This is a genomic window from Pseudomonas sp. GW821-FHT10C09 (assembly GCF_059415465.1).
On record NZ_JBWKNG010000012.1, the window covers coordinates 13,750 to 33,319 of the forward strand.

The following is a 19,570-nucleotide window of genomic DNA, read 5'->3' on the forward strand; positions in this document are numbered from 1 at the left end:
GCCTGTTTAATGCCGGGTCTCTGGCTCACCGGCAGACGCTTCCCTATCCGCCGCAAGGTTGTCCCGCGCCTGAGCCACCAACAACTCGGCGACCAAGGCCAACTGCTGAATCGAAAATATTTCACCGCGGTTCGGCGCTTCAAGTCTGGCGGCAAAATTCTCGAGCAGGGCCGTCAGCGACGCGAGGGTATCGCAAGCTTGTTTCAGTAGCGTCCGCGTGTCGACCCCGGGGGCAATGGCGAATATAGGCTGGGGCGAGGAAATAATTCTGGGGCGTGGAATGACCGCTACTACGGCGGTACCGCACACTTTCACAGACGCGGGATGCTCGGTATCGTCAGGGGTTTCTGCTTGAGGCTTGCTGAACTTTTTCACAGGCGAGGCTCCTTTTTTCACGGGTGTTTTCATCCTTGGGTCCCTCGATGTCGCGGACTTCCACGAAGGCTAGCGGTGTGGGCTGACAGACACCAGTTCATCAAGTGCGACACAACTTGAAGGAAATTTCCGACGCCCGTGAAGGCGGATACTTCACCCGCAAAAAAAATGGGCGATCGCTTGGATCGCCCATTGTTGTTACTGCGGCTGCAATCGTCGTCCGATCACATCCATCAAATCACAGCCATCACGCAGCGGAATCGCCAACACTCGCGCGAAATCCTGCAGCAACAAGGCATCACGACCCATCCCCTCGCCCACGGACAAGGTTTCCAGCAGTTGGGTCACGCTACGAATGCGATAGGCCGCAGTGTCATGCAACACATCCACCGGCGCATCCGTATCAATCAGCAACGACGCAATTTGGCAATCGATGCCCGTAATCGGCATATATCTGGCCATCAGTGATTTCCTCTCTCAATGCTGTACCGGTGGCTGAACGACAGGCGCTCCTTCGGGTGGATCAACGTTATCCAGCGCCTGGTTCACCAACAACTCGGCAATGACCGCCAACTGCTGAATCGAGAGCGCGACGTTACGTTTCGAGCTTTCCAGTTTGCAGGCCAGATCCGTAATCAGGACATTCAGCGATGCCAGGGTTTCGCAGGCATGACTTAGCAGGGTTGTTGAATCGACGCCCGGAGTGATCGTGAAGACGTGGCTGATCGGGTCGGTATGACTGGGGTTTCGCAAGCGAGCGCTGACGGCGCGTTCTGTGGTTTCGGAAAGATCGAGCGGATCGGTATCTGTCGAAGTTTCGGGAGGATTTGGAGTGATCTTTTTCAATAGTGAAGCTCCTTTAAAGTAATGGAGCTACCCATCTCACTTCCACATGAGGGTGGCAGCTGAACGCAGGTGTGGAAGACCAGGCTAAAGGAGAACCTGGCGCACTGGAGAGTGCCCCGCGAACAGCCGCCATAACATGACAATGTTGGCATAAAATACCGCCATCATGTGTTTTGGCCGTTCAGGCTCCTTTATACAACGACAGACTTCCACATCCGACCGCTGATTTTGCAGCGGCCCGACTAAGATATCGGCAGGGAGGGAGGCGCACCAGTTCACGAAGTACGACACGTCTTGAAGGAAATGTCCGAAGCCTGCGCACTTCGTCCTAGGACGTACCGATTTTGTAGCTGCTGACGAAGCCTGCGCGGCAGTCGTGAGTTATTAGTGCATGACGCGACAGGTGGGGGGCTGCTTCGCAGCCCAGCGGGAGCAAGCTCCCTCGCCACAGGTATGGAGTTGTTCAGAGGACCTTTCAGTCATCCGGCATTTCAGGGGGTTTGGTCGGTTTGGCGGGTTTGCCATTCTTGGTGGCCTTGGTGCCTTTTGCGCCTTTGACCGGCTCCGCCTCTGCAGGCGGGGTCACTACCGGCGGTGCGGTGGCTTCTTTTTCGGTTGCTGGCAGGGCGTCGATGGTGTCGAACACTTTCTTCAAATCGACCGATTTTGACTCATCCCCCGAACTCTCAAGCTTCTTCTCGCCATCCTTGCCGATCAGGATCACTTTGGGCAGCGCCCCCGCACCGAGTTTCAGGGAGCGGATCAGCGCCATGGTGTCTTGCTGACCGAGGTCCTTGCCGTCGAGCTGACCGAACATGTTCAGCACGCTGTACACCCGGATATTGCGTTGGGCGATACCCTCCTTGTTGGCCGGATCGTCCAGTGACTTTTTCAGCCCGACCCAGACCGGATCGACGGTGCTGGGCGCAATGATAATCAAGGGCCGGGACCGGCCTTTTTCGATATCCAGCGGTGAATCACTTTCGGCTGCGAACAAGGGACCGGCGAAAGCCAGCAAGGTTGTCAGGGTCAAAAACCTGATGAGCATGCGCATCTCCTTTTGATAACCACGCTCTAATGATTGCGCATCGCGGCGTTCGTTCCGGGTGACGCACCGCAATTGTGTTTCGCCTTGACCCAAGCTTAGGTCAGGGCGGTCATTGCGCAACAGACTGAGCTAATCTGATCGCATATAGCGCTCCACCTGAACCGCCGTGAGGACGACTCCATGAGCGCTCAGCTGAACCACACCATCGTCTGGTGCCGCGACAAGCAGATTTCCGCGAATTTCCTGACCGAACTCCTCGGCCTGCCCGCCCCCGAGCCTTTCGGCCCGATGCTGATCGTCACATTCGACAACGGCGTGTCCCTGGACTTCTACAACAACGAACCACCGATTGCATCGCAGCACTATGCGTTTCTGATCGGTGACGACGACTTCGACAATGCCTTTGCGCGCCTGCAAGCATGCGGCCAGCCGTGGTGGGCGGACCCGGGCAAGCAGCGGCCGAAAGAAATCAATGATGATGCCGGAGGACGGCGGGTGTATTTCGATGACCCGGACGGGCACCTGCTGGAGATTTTCACTCGGGCCTAAGCAACCACAGTCACCAGTGCCGGAATGGAAAAGGTGAATTCGCTGCCGACCCCAGGCTCGCTCTGCGCCCAGAGTTCACCGCCATGGGCCCGCACGATGGCGCGGCAGATGTACAAGCCCAGTCCGCTGCCGTTGGGGTTACCTTCACGGGTCGACCAATAGCGTTCGAAAATGTGCGGTATATGCGCGGCAGGGATTCCGTTGCCATTGTCGCGCACCGAAATCAGCACCTTGTCACCTACCTGCCAAGCCGTAACGTCAATGCGCCCACCGGCCGGGGTGAACTTGATCGCGTTGCCCAGCAGGTTCGACAGCACCTGAAACAGCCGCTGGGGATCGGCGTCGAAGCTCAGCCCTTGGGCGCTGGTGCAGTTGAGTTCGATGTTTTTGTGCGAGGTCAGCGTCACCAGCAATGCACACGCCTGCTCCAGCAGGTCGACGACATCCAGCGGCTTGCGCTCGAGCGGGTACTGACCGGCGTCGAGTTTCGACTTGTCCAGCAGGTCGGCGATCAGGGCGTTCATGCGTCCAGTCGCGCCCTCCATGGTGTCCAGCGCCGCATTCATGCGTCCGGTGTGCTTGCCTTCGTCTCGGGCGACCAGGCGCTGCATCATGCCGCACTGCATGATGATAATGGTCATCGGATTGCGCAGGTCATGGGACACCACCGCCACCAGTTCGTCACGCTCGCGAACCGCTTCATGCTCGCGGTGGACCTGCCGGGCCAGGTCATTCTCGATCGCATTACGGCGCAGCTCGCTGGCCGCGTAATAATCCGCCGTGCTCCACTCTTGCGAGCGTCCCTCTACCAGCTTTTCCCACAAGGCAAACGAGGTTCGCGGTTGCAAGCGGTTGTCACTGCCCGCACTGAAATGCTCATCAGGATTGCCACTCCACTTCATGCTGGAGCGCAGTTGCGGCCTGAACCACAGGACGCCGTTGTCCGTTGGCTTGGGCAGCACGAAGGCCAGCAGACCGCTGGCCACGTCGCTATAAAGCGCACTCGACCCGTGGCGATTTTGCAAGGCGTCGGTCATCAGTGGCTCGCCGCTCTCCAGGCATTGCTCGCGCACCCACAAGTACAGCGCCCGCACCTGCTCAACCGACGGGCACTCACCGAACAGTTCGAGTCGATCTTCGATCAGCACCGCCACGCCGCTGGCATCGGTCAGTTCCTGCAATTGATCCGGGTGGTTGATCAGCCCCTGCAGCACATCGTCGTCAGCCAGGCGCATCGCCGCCGTCAGTTCTTGGATCAAGCGCGACTTCTGTTCTCGCTGCTGCTGTTCGTTGCGGGTTTGCAGGGCCGTGATCTGCATGCTGAGCAACTGGGCAATGGCTGCGCACATCGTGCGCACTGAATGACTGACCAACAGCGGTTGCGGATGGGCACAGGTGATCAGCCCCCAAAGCTGTTCATTGGCCAGCAGCGACAGGCTCATGGAACCCCGTACGCCCATGTTTTCCAGGTACTGGCAGTGCACCGGCGACACGCTGCGCAACAGTGAAAAACCCAAGTCCAGCGGCTGTCCGGTGTCCGGGCGCAGCACCGGAAGGATCGGCACCGGCACATAACGCGCATCCGCAATCACCCGAATCCAGTTCAGGCGATACAACTCGCGAGCCTGCGGTGGAATGTCCGATGCGGGGAAACACTGGCCCAGATAACCGGGTAACACGCCGCCCAGCGCTTCGCTGATGACTTGCCCGTGCCCCGCCGGCTCGAAGCGATAAATCATCACCCGGTCGAAGCCGCTCAGCAGGCGAAGTTCATCGACGCTGACGGTGTACAAGTCTTCCAGTGTCGTCGCCGCCTGCATCCGCCGCAGGGCCCGCAGCAGGATAGCGGTATGGTCCTGAGCGGCGTCGAGCAGCGGTTCGAGTTCAACAATGAGCACGCCATCATGACGGCTGAGCGTTGCGTTGAAGGGCCGGCCTGCGATCTCCAGGACCACGGGATTTACGTCTTCCAGACAACTCGACAACAGCGCCTGACGCACCTGCTCTGCCGCTGTGTGGCCCACCACTGTCGTGAACGGTCGCTGCAATACAGCCGCGGCGCTTTGATCGAACACCTCTGCACAATTACGACTGACCTGCTGGATGAGCATTGCGGGCTCACTTAACGTCAGCAGCACGCCGTGCGGCTGAATCGCCCCCGGCACCCGGATCGCTTCACTGGCGCATTCGGCGAGCGCGGCGTCGAGTTGTTCATCGGTGAGGCGGTTCATACCAGGACCTCGCAATGCTCAAGCCAGGCTTCGAAGGCCTCGAACGTCGCCTGCGCCGCTACCACTGAACCTGTCCGTTGAAGCGGACTGCGCATCTCATACAGACACGCCAGAAAAGCGCGCCACATCAGCCCGGTCGCAGTGCCATACACCGCAAAAAATCGACCGCCCTGATGCTCATCGATTCCGAGGCGTGAGTACACCCCGCTACGCAACGATTGCCCTCCCAACGTGGCGCCCTCAAGGACATACAACACCCCCAGCACATCGGCGATGGCGGCGGTCTGAAAGGCAAATGTGCACAGCGGAATGGCATCGATAGCCGCCGCATCGAGCCCCAAGGCATACAGGTCAGCCTCAAGCGACGGGGTTTTGATGCGAATCAGCCAATCCAGATCGGGAATGGTCATTGCCATCTGGAACAGCAGGGTTTCCAGTGGACGATAGAAACCGTAATAGGCCTCGATCAGTCGCGTATACAACAACCGGTCAGCGGTGAAGAAAGGAATGCGCAGTTCCAGCGCTTGATGCTGGCGTGTCGTGGCGGCGCGCAGTTCGCTGAGAATCAGCGGCAGGTGTTTCGGCGGGGCCTTCACGACGGCGTGTCGAGGCAATAACCGGCGACGAGGAGGTGAACATCAGCGATAGGGATTAACGCGAACACGAGCCACCTCTTCCTTGTCGATCACGGGGGAATGCCGACAAGTCACTCGCAGGCGAATGATGGCTGGCTTTCCACCGTAGCACCTAAAGGAGGATGGGGTCTGTTTGTTTGAGAAAGCCTGCTTAAAACGCCAGTTTGTAGCCAATCAGGACCAACATCGTCGCCAGGCAAGGACGCAGCACTTCATCGGAAATCTTGCCGGTCAAATGACTGCCCAACCAGATCCCTGGCAGCGAGCCGATCAACAAGAAGCCCAGCACGTGCCAGTCCATGTTGCCCATGCTCGCGTGGCCCAGCCCGGCGACCAGGGTCAGCGGCACGGCGTGAGCGATTTCGGTACCGACGAGGCGCCGGGTTGGCAGCAGCGGATACAGGATAAACAGGGCCACAGTGCCCAAGGCGCCCGCACCGATGGACGTCAGCGCAACCATGGTACCCAGCACCAGGCCGGTGATCACCGTCATGCCGTTGAGGCGTTTGCCACTGGGGTTGTAGTTGCCACCGGCGCGCTTGTGAGCGAAATCGAGCAGGCGCTTCTTGAACAGAATCGCCAGCGCGGTGGCGAACAGGACGAACCCCAGCGCCTGCTTGATGATCGCATTCATGGTTTCAGGCGCGGTGTGCAAGCTGCTCAGGAACCACAGCGTCAAGGCCACCGCCGGCACGCTGCCAAGGGTCAGCCAGCCGGTAATCGCCCAATCGATGTTGTTGTTTTTCCTGTGGACCAGCACGCCGCTGGACTTGGTGATCGCCGCGTAGAGCAGATCGGTACCGACCGCCGTTGCGGGGTTGATGCCGAACCACAGCAGAATCGGGGTCATCAACGACCCGCCACCGACGCCAGTCATGCCAACAATAAAGCCAACCACCAACCCGGCAACGACCAACCCGATGTTCACTAAATCCATTGATACGTCCACAAAGACCGCAGGAGAAATCTGGCCCGCAGCATAGCGATTTTTCTTATAACCACTTATATCGATGCGAACTATCGTTATGCCTGAAACTTTTGCCCACCCCGCTCCCACAGGGATGGGGTTTGTGTCGGGGTTTATTGCACCGGCAGGAAATTCAGGAACAGCAGGCTTTGCGCGTAGTTCAGGCCGATGCGCCGGTAGCGTTCGTCGAGCATCTGCGTCAGCAAGTCCAGTCGCGCGACGATCTTGCCGAACTCCACGGCGAAACTCAGGTTGCTGCCCTCCTCCGAGATCTCGTTGGAGAACAGCAACGGTTCGCCTTGTTTGTTTTGCCGCTGACTGAGAATCCACGTGGCGATCTCGATGTTGCGCGCGGCGTTGCTGACGAACGTCGGGTTGATCGCATCCGTCATGTAGAACTCCAGGCGATTGCCGTGCGCGGTCACCAGCATGCTGCCGATGGCATAGATGAAAGCACCGACGCGGTCACCGAGAAACTCCGGGCTCATGGCATACCTGAGCGCCGCCAGGTCTTTTTTGCCGCCGAGGGTGGGCAGCGGCTGTTGCTGCTCGATGGCCATGCGCACTTGCTTTCCAGCGGTTCGGGCATCAAGGAAACCGGATTTCTTCAGCTCCTCGGGGTTGCGCCGGTAAAGCTTGCTCATCAGCACATAGAGGCTGTCGAGGTTGTCACGCATCGCCAGGGTGGCCATGCGGTCGACGCTGGTCTGCAGAAATTCCTGGGGACGGCCTTCGCGGAACTGGCTGACGATGTCGTTGCCCTGTTGCTGGCTGCAACCACTGACAAAGAACATCGCCAAGCCAGCCAGAAGCCAGCAACGGCGGCGGATCGGTGGGGTGACGCGGGGTAACGCTCGAGCCATGGGTTCTTGGACTTGGGCATGGGCCAGCGGTGGGGATCGCCGCCGGCTGCCCAAGGATAGAGCCACCAATCCCAAAAAAGTGCAGTGCCGGTGGTCCGTGAACCAACCCTTGGCCGGCCAAAAAGTGATATTTCGTCGTGTTCGCTTTTACCTGGATTGTGGCGCTGCATGGAACCACCGGGTTATTTTGCTGCCAACTGAGTATCCCCCGAGATGCGCACAGGAGGTTTTCATGCAGTTCCTTGAACTGGCCGGCGCCAACGTACCGGTCATTGGCCAGGGCACTTGGCACATGGGTGAGGACAGCTCGGCACGCAACCGTGAAGTCTCGGCCCTGCGCCTGGGCATCGAGTTGGGCATGACGCTGATCGATACCGCGGAAATGTACGCTGAAGGCGGCGCCGAAGAAGTGGTCGCGCAAGCCATCAGCGGTGTGCGTGACCAAGTCTTTGTGGTCAGCAAGGTCTACCCGCACAACGCCAGCTGCCAAGGCATTCCACAGGCTTGCGAGCGCAGTCTGCGGCGCCTGAAAACCGATTACATCGATTTGTACCTGCTGCACTGGCGCGGCCAGTATCCCTTGGAGGAAACCGTCGAAGCCTTCGAACGGCTGCGTGAAGACGGCAAGATCGGCCGTTGGGGCGTGTCCAATTTCGATCTGGACGACCTGCACGAAGTGCACTCGTCCACCTGTGCCACCAATCAGGTGCTCTACAACCTGGAGGAGCGCGGCATCGAATTTGATTTGCTGCCCTGGAGCCAAAAACATCAGCTGCCATTGATGGCGTACTGTCCTATCGGTCAGGGCGGTGAATTGCTGACGCATCCGACGCTGATAAAGATTGCCGCCCGTCACGGGGTGACACCGGCTCAGGTTGCGCTGGCATGGATCCTGCGGCAACCCGGCGTGATCGCCATCCCCAAAGCGGTCAAACCTGAACACGTGCAATTGAATGCGCAAGCCGCGCAAGTGCGGCTCGAACCCGGGGATCTGGAGGTGCTGGACCACGCGTTTCACGCGCCACAACACAAACAGCGATTGGCCATGGTCTGAGCCATCGTCGTATTGTCAGAGGGTTTTTGCATGCGAAGCACCGATCAGCTCGATGCTTTTAACTTGCCACGTTTCGTCCAGGCTCAAGACCCGGTCTTTGAGCGGGTTCAGGAAGAACTGAGTGCCGGTAAAAAACGCCGTCACTGGATGTGGTTCATTTTTCCGCAGTTTGCCGGGTTGGGCGGCAGCGAGATGTCCCGCTACTTTGCCATTCGCTCCGAAGAGGAAGCCTTGGCGTATCTGGAGCATCCTTTGCTGGGGCCTCGACTGCGAACGTGCACGCAATTGGTCTTGAACATCAAACAACGCTCGATCTCCGAGATTTTCGGTCATCCCGATGACCTCAAGTTTCACTCTTCGATGACGCTGTTTGCTCAGGTCGCCCCCGATGGCAGTCTCTTTCATCGGGCCCTGGAGCAGTATTTCCACGGCATACCGGATGACTGGACGCTGTCGTTGCTGGACTTAAAACAGGCCCATTTGCCCACCAATCAGGGTTGAGAAGTCGTCGTCGACAAACGGCAGGATCGCGTCCGCCACCGGTTGCAGTTGCCGGGTGACGTAATGGTCGTAGTCGATGGGCGCACTGCGTATCTCCAGCGGCTCGGGCCCGGCGACAGTAATCACGTAGCTGATCCAGCCACCGTTCTGGTACTGGCGCGGACGGCCCTGGCGGTCATTGAAGTCATCAGCAATGCGCGCGGCACGCACATGCGGCGGCACATTGCGCTCGTAGTCGTCGAGGGTACGGCGCAGACGCTTGCGGTAGATCAGACGGTCGTCGAACTCGCCGGCCAGGGTCTTTTGCACGTAATCGCGCACGTAATCCTGATACGGCTTGCGGTGGAAGATCCGCGAGTACAGCTCCTGCTGGAATTGCCGGGCCAGTGGCGACCAGTCGGTGCGCACGGTTTCCAGGCCTTTGTAGACCATTTCATCGGTGCCATCGGCGCGGGTGACCAGGCCGGCGTAACGCTTCTTGCTGCCCTCCTCCGCGCCACGGATGGTCGGCATCAGAAAGCGTTTGTAGTGAGTTTCGAATTGCAATTCCAGGGCACTTTCCAGCCCGTATTCGGCTTGCACATGTTCGCTCCACCACTGGTTGACGTGGTCAACCAGCGCGTGGCCAATCTGCGCAGCTTCTTCCTGACCGTGGGCGCGGCGCAGCCAGACGAAGGTGGAGTCGGTGTCGCCATAAATGACCGTGTGGCCCTGGGCTTCGATCAGCTGTCGGGTGCGCAGCATGATCTCGTGGCCACGCAAGGTAATCGACGAGGCCAGGCGTGTGTCGAAGAAACGGCAGCCGCTGGAGCCGAGCACGCCGTAGAAGGCATTCATGATGATCTTCAGCGCCTGCGACAGCGGCGCGTTGTGTTCGCGCTTGGCGGTTTCGCGGCCTTCGGCGACCCGGGCGACGATGGCTGGCAGGCAATGCCGGGTTCTGGAAAAACGCGCCCCGCGAAAGCCCGGAACGGAGTCGCTGTCGTCGGGATGCTGCAGGCCTTCGATCAACCCGACCGGGTCGATCAGGAAGGTGCGGATGATCGACGGATAGAGGCTTTTATAGTCGAGCACCAGCACCGACTCGTACAGGCCCGGCTGCGAGTCCATGACAAAACCGCCGGGGCTGGCCTGCGGTGACTTGCCGCCCAGGTTCGGCGCCACAAAACCCTGACGGTGCATCAGCGGCATGTACAGGTGAGTGAACGCCGCCACCGAACCACCGCTGCGGTCCGCTGGCAAACCGGTGACGCTGGCGCGCTCCAGCAGGAAGGTCAGCAGTTCGGTCTTGGCGAAAATCCGTGTGACCAGTTCGCAATCCTTGAGGTTGTAGGTGGCGAGGGCCGGTTTGTCCTCGGCGAACATGCGGTTGATTTCGTCCATGCGCTGGTACGGTGTGCTGATCGCCTTGCCCTCACCGAGCAAGGTTTGCGCGACGTTTTCCAGGCTGAACGAGGGGAAATTCCAGGTTGCCGAGCGCAGGGACTCGATGCCGTCGATGATCAGACGCCCCGCGGCTGCCGCGAAGTAATGGTTGCGGCTGCCGTGTTCGCGCCACTGCATCTCTTCGCCGCCGCGCCCTAGCTTGAGCGGTACGCCCAGGCGCCGGGCGTGCTCGTGGAGAACGCGCAAATCGAACTGCACGACGTTCCAGCCGATGATCGCGTCCGGGTCATGGCGGGCAAACCATTCGTTGAGCTTTTTCAGCAGCACGGTTCGCGAGTCGCAGTATTCGAGCTGGAAGTCCACCGCGCTGGCGTCGCCATTGGGCGGCCCGAGCATGTACACCTGGCGCTCGCCGCAGCCTTCCAGGGCAATGGAATACAGCTCGCCTTGTTCGGTGGTTTCGATGTCCAGCGAGACCAGCCGCAGGTTGGGCCGGTATTTCGGGTCGGGTTTCATCTGCGCGTTCAGCAGCAGACCGTCCGCATCGGGTGTACCGCCAAAGATCACCGGCGCCGTGATGAAACGCTCCATCATGTAGCGCTCGGGCGGGCGAACGTCGCCCTCGAACATCTCGACGCCGCCCTTGCGCAGCGCGGTTTCCAGGCGCATCAACTGACCGTGCTGCTGACAATACAGGCCGAGCACCGGGCGATGCTCGAAATCCAGCAGGGCCAAGGGTTTGAGCTCGACGTTTTTCTCGCCGCGCAGCACCTCTTGCGCCTGTTCGCGCTGGGCGGCAGGGATGAACGCCACCGACGGTTGATGAGGCAGGCGGATGCGCCGGGGACCGCTGTCGGTCGCCAGCCAGAACTCGACTTCCGTGCCGGCCGGGGTGTCGCGCCAATGCCGGGTCAGGACGAAGCCCTGCTGTAAATCCACCACTGCAACCTCGATATTTGATTCAGGTGAGGATTCTACGCGTCATTGCGCAATGGCGTGGCAGCACATGAATTGAGCCCCCCTCTGACCTGTCAGGTCTGACAGGTTACGCACAACGTCTTCGTTGATAGCATCGAAACATCCGACTCTTTTCCAGTACCGGTGCATGGCATCGCAGGAACTTGAAAAATGAATTTCACCGGGCATCAAAACACCCCCTCGGTTGTCGTCAATGACGGCCGCGGCCTGGTGATCGCCCAGGTCGCCTATCTGCGCAAGACTGACGGATCAGTGGAGTCGCTTATCACCCGACACGGGTATGACCTCGCGGGCAGGCTGACAACGCAATGCGATCCACGCCTGGCTGGCTCACCCGGACCTAACCTGACGAAAGTCTTCGGGCTATCCGACCAGTTGCTGAAAATCGACAGCGTCGATGCCGGTTGGCGCCTGACCCTCCCGGGCTTGGCGGGTGAAGTCCTTCAACACTGGGATGAGCTCGGCAACCACTGGAGAAACACTTACGATGGAAATCTACGGCTATTGACCGTCGATGAAAACACTCAGGCCAATGTCGAAATTTTCAGCTACTGGCAGGGCGATGCGCCCCCTGAAAACAATGTGCGCAGGCAGTTGCAAAAGAAAGTCGACCCAGGTGGTTCAATCGAGTTCAACAGCTTCAGCCTCAACGCCTTGCCTTTCAAAGAAACCCGCACAATGCTCAGCGGCGATGTTTACTCCACACAATGGACCTACAACGCACAAGGTCAGCCACTGAGCCAGATCGACGCGGGCGGCCATCAGCAGCACTCTCGATACGACATTACCGGGCAGCTCAATAAGGTGACCCTGCAAATCGATGACGTCACTCCCGTGATGGCTGTCCTTGAAGATGCTCAGTACAACGCCGAGGGTCAGGTCATCAGGCAGGTCACCGGCAACAAAGTGGTCAGGACCTGGACTTATGACCCGGCAAATGGAAGGTTGCACAAGATGGAGGCCGGTATACCCGGTCAGGCCCTGCTGCAAAATCTGGAGTACACCTGCGATCCGGTCGGCAACGTGACGGGCATCACCGATCACGTTTTTAAACCCGTGTTTTTCAGAAACCAGTTCATTGATGGCCGCCGTGAGTTCATCTATGACTCGTTGTACCGTCTGAGCAGCGCCACCGGCCATGACGCCACCCCGACAGCTGACGTACCGGGCCGTCCATCGCCGAGCGATCCCAACAATCATCTCAACTATAAACGAGACTTCACGTACGACGAGGGCGGCAACCTCATCCAGTTGACCCATTCCCGTGCAGTGGGCGGTTACACCCACCAGATGTACATTGACCCCTCGAGCAATCGTGGCGTGCGCTGGAAACCGGATGACTCACCACCGGACTTTGAATCGTTGTTCGACCGCCACGGCAATTGCAAGACTTTGCATCCGGGACAGACCTTGCACTGGAATAGCCGCAACCAACTGTCATCCATAACGCTGATCGAGCGAGAGTCCGGTCTCGACGATAAAGAAACCTATCGCTACAGCCATGGCGAACGCGTCTATAAACGCCACGAAACCCATACGTTGTCGACCACTCACTTCCAAGAGGTGCATTACCTTAACGGACTGGAGATACGCACCCGCGAAACGGGTGAATTACTGCATGTCATTACCTTGCCCGCCATTTTGGGCAGCGTGCGTTGCCTGCACTGGGTCAGTAAAAAACCCGATGGTATCGATAATAATCAGGTGCGCTACATTCTCGACGACCCACAAGCTTCAAGCCTTATGGAACTTGACCAGGACGCCCGCCTTATCAGTCATGAAGAATATTATCCCTTCGGCGGTACTGCCTTTCTGACCGAGGGTCCGGCACCTGGGATCAGCTATAAAACCGTCCGTTACTCAGGCAAGGAGATGGACATCACTGGACTTTACTACTACGGGCAACGCTATTACGCATGGTGGTTGCAACGCTGGGCCAGTGCAGACCCTGCGGGGGATGTGGATGGGCTGAATCTGTATGCGATGGTACGTAATAATCCGATGACATTCGTGGATCAGTTTGGGCTGGGCTCAGATTTCGCGGAGCATATGAGCAACCGGACAACGTCCATCAAGACAACCAGCATCGCTCACCCTGTGCCCGCTAAAAAAGGAAAACCTCATGAATACGCAGAAGTGCTGAACAAGCATTATGAAATTCATCCGGATGCCAAATTTTCAAAGAGAGCACTCTCTAACCTTGACGCCCATGCGGGTGCTGAATACTTCGATGGAAACCCGGAAAACACGATAACCATCACTGACATGTTCAACACAAAGCTACCGGTGGAAACTATTCCCGGCGTTTCAATTTATAAACCACGCAATACGGCACTTGCCGAAAATAATCCGACAGGATTCGGCATATTATCGATAGCTGGCGAGCAATTTTTACCCGCCGCTAACGACATTTATAAAACGGCCTACAACGACAAGACCTACCCGGTAAAAATCTACAAGGCGAGTACCCATGAAACATTGGATATGAGTGGCGTTGAATATGAAGCCCGCCCTCTTCACCCGCTCACCGAAGAATTAATCAGCAACCATATCAGCCAAAGCAACGGGTACATCCCGCAAGGTTTTGGCGCCCCTGGATTGCATGCCGAGGTCAAGGTCTTAAATACGCTTGCATTACTGATCCCCAATCTTTCTGACAACTTGGACAAGTTGACTATCTACACCCAGAAACTGGCACAGGTAGAAGGTGCCACTGCCTTCCCGGCTTGTTATAACTGCAAATACATATTGGCCAGCTCCTACAACGGTGGCCCCGGCGTGAATGTTCCAACAGGACGAATCGATCTGGATTACGACACGTTTAATACGGCTGTCAGGGAGTATCCACATTGAACCTGACTCACACGCGCATTACCCAGTAACCTGTATCAGGCGACGCTCCCAAGTGTGGGAGCGTCGCCCGTCAGATTTGACTGAGCAGTCATCTCAGAAATCAGTTGCGTCCATGGCGGTGCGCGTCAGCGTCCTGAGCAACGTTTTGCGCTCTAAAGCCAACGTGAAAAGTTCACGTTCATAATCCTGCTGCGACACCGCGCCGGCCAAATACCTGTCGTGCAATGCCGCTGATTTATCGTTATACACAGTCGCATTCTGCTCAATCGCCGGCGTAAATCGCCCTTTCAGATACTTGCGCCAAAACCGCTGTTCGATGATCTGATTCACCAGACCGTCTCCAGCCTCCAGCGCCAGAATCGACTGGTACGCCTGATCTATCTGCACATCGTCGACGCCGGCAATCTCCCGGAACCGCATGCCCCGCGATTGCCACGGCAGTTCCAGCCGATCCGCCAACCCCGTCTGAAACGCCAGGTAAACTTCCACCTCATCAATAGTCCCGGTCACTTCACCGTCTTCATCGACGGCCTGAAAGGTTTCCCCTGCCTGCAATCGGCGCTGGATAGTAGCGCGGGCAATTTCGTTAACCTGATCCAGGCGTGCCTTGCCCTTGGCCAATCTGACCAGGCGGGCTTCGATCTGCTCAGGACTGCCAGCCAGATACGCTTCATGGATCAGTACTTTGCCCCCCATTTCATTGAAAATCTGCGCACCGGCGTCTGCGCACGAATCAGGGTTGCTCGCCATGCGGAACAACTCTTCACGCAGCGACGTGTTTTCCGAAGCGGCGTCGAGCATTCGCCACACCCGTTCTGTGAGCCCCGGTCTGTAAGCGTCGTCGACGTAATCGGCTGATTCGGCAAGTTGTTCCAGTACTTCGAAAAACCCTTGGGCGTTTGGCTCTCGCTCAAGTTCGTCCCAGTTTTTTTGCCTGACTTCACGCGGCTCGGCAGCCAAGTCTTCAATCCAGTAACCACTGGTTGCCTCACCCTTGGGCGGGTAACTGCGAGTCGGGTCGTAACCCACTGAACGCATAGTGTCCTGAAACTGCTGCCGGCTTTGATCGGTGAGCTGATCGCGATTCAAGCGGGTTCTGGCAACAAGACGCGCCTGCTCCGAACCGGGGGCGACATGAGGTATCTGTTCGATCGGGTTGCCTTGCAAGTCCAGATCAAAAACGCGCGGACGTGGTAACGCAAACAAACCCACGGGCCAATCGACAACCCCTGTATTGTGCAAATCCAATTGATTCAACTCGGGCATCCTGCTGATATCCGGCACCCGACCCAACATTGGATTATTGCCCAGATTCAAGACTTGCAAATGCCTCAACCCGCCCAAATCAACCTTGCTTTGAACCGTCAGCGTCATTTGGTTGTTGGAAAGATTCAAATGCTCGAGCATCGGCAGGTTTGCTTGTAACAGTGGAGGTACTGCCAGAGCGTTGTCACTCAAATCAAGTGTTCTCAAGTTCGGAAAATACTCAAGAAAACCGGTGATATCGGTACGCAACTCAACATGGCGAAACTGCAGTGCACTGACGTGACGAAAGTCCGCGTCCAATGCCGGCAGATACTCCAGAAAATCACTCGGCCAATGGAAGTTCAGATCGAGGGTGTAGCCTTGCGGCAACACCTCCCCCCCGGCCTGCCAGCATTGTTTGATAGCTTTGGCAAAGCGTCCTTTGTGATAACGCTGATCCATTGGCAAAAGCTCGCCTTTCTCAACCGCCACCCAGCTATCAAGCGCCTTGCCAAGCCCTTCAAACTCGACCTCTCGCGCCCTGATGGCGTCAACGGCCTGTGCTTGAGTCGCAAATGACTGCATGAACTCGGTATAGGTGTCGGTCGTCGTGCCCGGATAGAGCGTCTTGAAGCGTTCCACTGGAGAGGATGCCACGCTTGGCCCAACCTCCAACGCCTCATAACCCTGCATCCCCCCCCTCAACCGCATGACAGCAGGATCATAGGCAGGCTTGCGAACCGGGTGCTGAACAAGCACCTGGCGAAAGTCTTTCTGCGCCAACGGCGTCTTTTGCAGGGCTCGCTTTAAATAAGCCCCTTGGCCGATTTCGTAGCCCAGGGTTTTGCGACTGGAATCAGGCAACGCCTGTAAGACCGAGGTGTAGATGTCATCGAAACCGTGCAAGGCGTTACCCTCGGCGTCATAGGCCTGAAAAGCCCCCTCATCGCCCAGCACCAAAATTTTACGTTCTAACACCTCCAGCGGCCCGACACTGTCGAGCAGCGGACCGTCGACCGCCGTACTGCGGATTTCGACACGAAGATTGTGCGGCCACCCCGTCAGCGACTCCAGGCTGTGCAATACCAACCGTGCGCTATCGATGCTTTCACTGGTTTTCAAATACAACCCCTCGTAGCTGCGCAGAACACGCAACTCAAGCATTGCGGCCCGGGCAGACTGTCGAAGACGCAACGGTATTTGCCGCCCTTCACTCATTTGCAGTCGTTCCGCGGACGTGGCGTCGATCAACAGTTCGTCCACAATCGTTCGCGGAAGCTGAGCAAAGTCGTTGCGCAACAATTGAACATGTGGACTGACATTCGTATCGCCTGCACGCTCGAAGAGCCTATAGCGGGAATCGACCAATGCAGCTGTTCTGTCCTTGGCCAACCCGGCAATCAGTCCACGCAACCGGGAGGCTCGCACTTCAAGGGCAATAGGTCCCATACCCGTTTCTTCATCGAGCAAGATTCTGATTTGCGACTCGTCCAGGCCCCGCAGCAGTGTTTTTGCCAGGTCGGCAGAACCGACCTTCGACTCTCTGATTTGCAACAGCGGGCCCGTGGCCGACTCCGGAACATGCTTCCAAAGCACCTGACCCTCACCGTCCAGTAACTCGATTGCACGAAACTGCGGCCATTTTCCATGGCGCGTCAGCAGTTCCAGCTGGGTCTTCATATCCGCCATGCCAAATACCTCAGGGTCCTCGCTGTTCATCTGCTCGATGAACGTCTGAATCTCCTGGTCGGCCTTGAAGCGTCGGATCGTTTCGACCAGCAATGCGGGCGGCTGCTCATGCTCGACATGCAGCTTGCGCAGTACGTCATCTTCCACCCCGCTGACCCGGCGAATCTGCTCAAGGGTCTGATCGGAAAATGCCTCGACGCTGTGCCCCAGACGCCGCATAAGCGTGACTCCGCGCCACGCCTCGGGACGCTCGGCTTCGTGGGTCCAGGCGCCAACGCCGTTATGAGCGAGCCGGGGTGAATAGGCATCGGCTCGGTCAGGGTGTTGAATGCGGTACTGACCGGAACCAGGTTCCTGCCTGATTTCAAGGCGCTTGTTGTCCAGCACCAGTACATCCTTTCCCTGATGCCGATAAATCCCCTTGGCGTCAGGTCGAGCACTCTCCCCCACGTTCACCGGTAACGCGTAACGCTCAAGGTCCGGGTTCCATAACCGTGATTGTCCATTGGCCATCACCACGACTTTCATGCGCCCGATAGATGGAGATGGCTTGAATGGCAGCAGTTCACTTAGCAGCTTGCCACCTACCGCGAATGCGCCTAGCTGGACGAGGTTTTCAACCACACCGAAGAAATGCTCGGCGGCTTCAATTCGCAGTCCTTCTGACCATTCGATAATGCCTTCGAACGTTTCATCAAGCAGTTGATAGACGGTATAGGCCAGCATCAACTCGCCCAGCACAGGCACAAAGGGCGCGGCCACCAGTGCCGCCACTTGAACAACGGCCATGGCTATTTTCTGGAAGCTGTCCCATCGAGCCCAACGGGACCGCTCGTCCTCATCGTCAGTGGGAACCGCTCTGACCCTGGCGTCGTTAAGGATTTTGTTCAGTTTCTGATGGAAGTCATAGGTCCAGAAATCGTCGCTGACTCGATCATGAGTCATTGGCAAATGCGGATTCTCAACGGGTTCAGGCCGCCATACCGGAGTTTGTTCAAACGGTAGCGGTTTGTGCCATTGAACCTTGGAAATCTTGTCATTGAGCTGGAAAAAGAAAATACCCCGTTGCTGATGCGGGATAAACCGGCTGAAAAAACGCTGGTAATCCGGTTCCCGCAGTTGAGCCGTCAGCTCGGCAGCGAAACGCGCCAAGGACGAATACTGTTTGACCGGATGTTCAGGATCGTGAGGAACATAAGCGATGATGTGCTCGGTGGCGCGGCTACGATCAAGGTCCGCAGCGATCAGAACGATGTCCGCAAGCTCAACGTCCATCATGGTCATGCGATAGCAAAGCACCCGCTGACCGTGCAACGTCAAAGTGCGATGCCCCTCCACCAGCTTCAGGAGCATGTCGTGGGTTTCCAGATCAATGTCTTGTTTCATCAGGGCCAGGACACTGGCAGCACGTAGCGCATCTTTATGGCTGGTTTGAATTTTATTTTTCAACAGCGTCCGTGCCACCGGGTTGTCAAACCCCATGAATTCTCGGAGATAAGTCTGATACTGAGCACCGATGTCCAGCTCACGACACAGCGCGGCAAAAGCCTCGACCGGCATTCTTGACTTGATCGACACACTGTCGAACTGCCCGGTATCTGAAGGTCTGGTAATGAAACCACTCGCTCGATCAAAATAACCGGGCCGGGTTTCTTTAACTTCGAAGTTATGCAGTGAAGCCTCAAGCAGCGACAACGTTCGCACATCAAATCCGGTGACTATCCCTTGGGGACAGTAGAGCCGCAGATAGGTCTTTCTGACATCCAGCACAATCTTGTATTTATCATTCAGAGCCGTAATTAAACGCGTTTCGGCAAAGGTTTCTATATCCTGAAGTTTGTTGAGCGTCTTTTCACTTGCAGTATGTGAAATCCAACTGGCCTCTAGCGCTACTTTCAATTCACCTCGTCGTTGTAACGATGCATTTTCATACCCCGGCATCACCGAGCCCGCCGCGCGACTTAAAGCCGTGCGATGCTCGGCGCCAGTACTACTCATCCAGCCAGGAACGGCCTGAGCAATAAATTCTGCATGTAAACGCTGATTTACAGACTCGGAAAATAAACGCCGTGCACGTTGATTGTTTGTTGGAGCATTAGACATTGAACTTGTCATCCATGAGCATTTGAATGAACTAGGCTATTGCATTTTCCGTTGTGCATTCCCACACATCTGTTTCAAGACTTTATCAGCAACACGTTCAACGAACTTCCCCATCAGCCAACTATCAGCGCCGCGACATGCCGAAACCGATCTGTCTGGTCACTCACGCCTTCTCTGGCCTTTACCACCCGGCCAATCGTCTCCTTCCTGCCCGGTTACACGCCTTTATCGAACGGATACCTACGGT

14 protein-coding genes are annotated in these 19,570 nt (G+C 57.3%); 4 read left to right on the forward strand and 10 right to left on the reverse strand.

Annotated features, from left to right (window positions below; genetic code table 11):
- Nucleotides 1–6: 6 nt before the first annotated feature.
- From AC07N8_RS14015 to AC07N8_RS14030, 4 genes are all read right to left on the reverse strand, one after another.
- On the reverse strand, nt 7–408 hold the full coding sequence (locus AC07N8_RS14015) for a DUF6124 family protein (RefSeq protein WP_483842671.1): 402 nt from the start codon (nt 406–408) through the stop codon (nt 7–9).
- A gap of 165 nt (nt 409–573) precedes the next feature.
- Nucleotides 574–837, reverse strand: a complete 264-nt coding sequence (locus AC07N8_RS14020) for a hypothetical protein (RefSeq protein WP_483842670.1) — start codon at nt 835–837, stop codon at nt 574–576.
- Between the two features lie 15 nt (nt 838–852).
- On the reverse strand, nt 853–1,221 hold the full coding sequence (locus AC07N8_RS14025; RefSeq protein ID WP_493144110.1) for a DUF6124 family protein: 369 nt from the start codon (nt 1,219–1,221) through the stop codon (nt 853–855).
- A gap of 475 nt (nt 1,222–1,696) precedes the next feature.
- Nucleotides 1,697–2,269, reverse strand: coding sequence for a DUF4174 domain-containing protein (locus tag AC07N8_RS14030; RefSeq protein WP_493144112.1), 573 nt, complete (start codon nt 2,267–2,269; stop codon nt 1,697–1,699).
- Nucleotides 2,270–2,449: 180 nt separating this feature from the next.
- Between AC07N8_RS14030 and AC07N8_RS14035 the strand changes: the two genes are divergently transcribed.
- Complete coding sequence (locus AC07N8_RS14035) at nt 2,450–2,818, forward strand: VOC family protein (protein ID WP_493144114.1); 369 nt, start codon at nt 2,450–2,452, stop codon at nt 2,816–2,818.
- Here AC07N8_RS14035 and AC07N8_RS14040 read toward each other — a convergent pair.
- From AC07N8_RS14040 to AC07N8_RS14055, 4 genes are all read right to left on the reverse strand, one after another.
- Nucleotides 2,815–5,049: an ATP-binding protein gene (locus AC07N8_RS14040; RefSeq protein WP_493144116.1), complete on the reverse strand. Its 2,235-nt coding sequence runs from the start codon at nt 5,047–5,049 to the stop codon at nt 2,815–2,817. The two genes, AC07N8_RS14035 and AC07N8_RS14040, sit on opposite strands and share 4 nt — an antisense overlap.
- Entirely contained in the window at nt 5,046–5,645 is a 600-nt protein-coding gene (locus AC07N8_RS14045) for a biliverdin-producing heme oxygenase (RefSeq protein ID WP_493144117.1), read from the reverse strand. Before AC07N8_RS14045 ends, AC07N8_RS14040 begins: the two co-directional genes overlap by 4 nt.
- Before the next feature lie 190 nt (nt 5,646–5,835).
- Nucleotides 5,836–6,621: a sulfite exporter TauE/SafE family protein gene (locus tag AC07N8_RS14050; protein ID WP_483842664.1), complete on the reverse strand. Its 786-nt coding sequence runs from the start codon at nt 6,619–6,621 to the stop codon at nt 5,836–5,838.
- A 143-nt stretch (nt 6,622–6,764) separates the two neighbouring features.
- A complete protein-coding gene (locus AC07N8_RS14055) occupies nt 6,765–7,514 on the reverse strand; it encodes a hypothetical protein (protein WP_483842663.1) in 750 nt (249 codons plus the stop codon).
- A 232-nt stretch (nt 7,515–7,746) separates the two neighbouring features.
- Between AC07N8_RS14055 and AC07N8_RS14060 the strand changes: the two genes are divergently transcribed.
- Both AC07N8_RS14060 and AC07N8_RS14065 read left to right on the forward strand, forming a co-directional pair.
- Complete coding sequence (locus AC07N8_RS14060) at nt 7,747–8,568, forward strand: aldo/keto reductase (protein ID WP_493144120.1); 822 nt, start codon at nt 7,747–7,749, stop codon at nt 8,566–8,568.
- 30 nt (nt 8,569–8,598) lie between these two features.
- Entirely contained in the window at nt 8,599–9,069 is a 471-nt protein-coding gene (locus AC07N8_RS14065; protein WP_483842661.1) for a DUF1810 domain-containing protein, read from the forward strand.
- Here AC07N8_RS14065 and AC07N8_RS14070 read toward each other — a convergent pair.
- Complete coding sequence (locus AC07N8_RS14070; protein ID WP_493144121.1) at nt 9,034–11,394, reverse strand: DNA polymerase II; 2,361 nt, start codon at nt 11,392–11,394, stop codon at nt 9,034–9,036. The two genes, AC07N8_RS14065 and AC07N8_RS14070, sit on opposite strands and share 36 nt — an antisense overlap.
- 189 nt (nt 11,395–11,583) lie before the next feature.
- Between AC07N8_RS14070 and AC07N8_RS14075 the strand changes: the two genes are divergently transcribed.
- Nucleotides 11,584–14,286: an RHS repeat-associated core domain-containing protein gene (locus AC07N8_RS14075; protein ID WP_493144123.1), complete on the forward strand. Its 2,703-nt coding sequence runs from the start codon at nt 11,584–11,586 to the stop codon at nt 14,284–14,286.
- 93 nt (nt 14,287–14,379) lie between these two features.
- Here the strand turns inward: AC07N8_RS14075 and AC07N8_RS14080 are convergent, their stop codons facing one another.
- Nucleotides 14,380–19,323: an NEL-type E3 ubiquitin ligase domain-containing protein gene (locus tag AC07N8_RS14080; RefSeq protein WP_493144124.1), complete on the reverse strand. Its 4,944-nt coding sequence runs from the start codon at nt 19,321–19,323 to the stop codon at nt 14,380–14,382.
- Between the last annotated feature and the right edge of the window lie 247 nt (nt 19,324–19,570).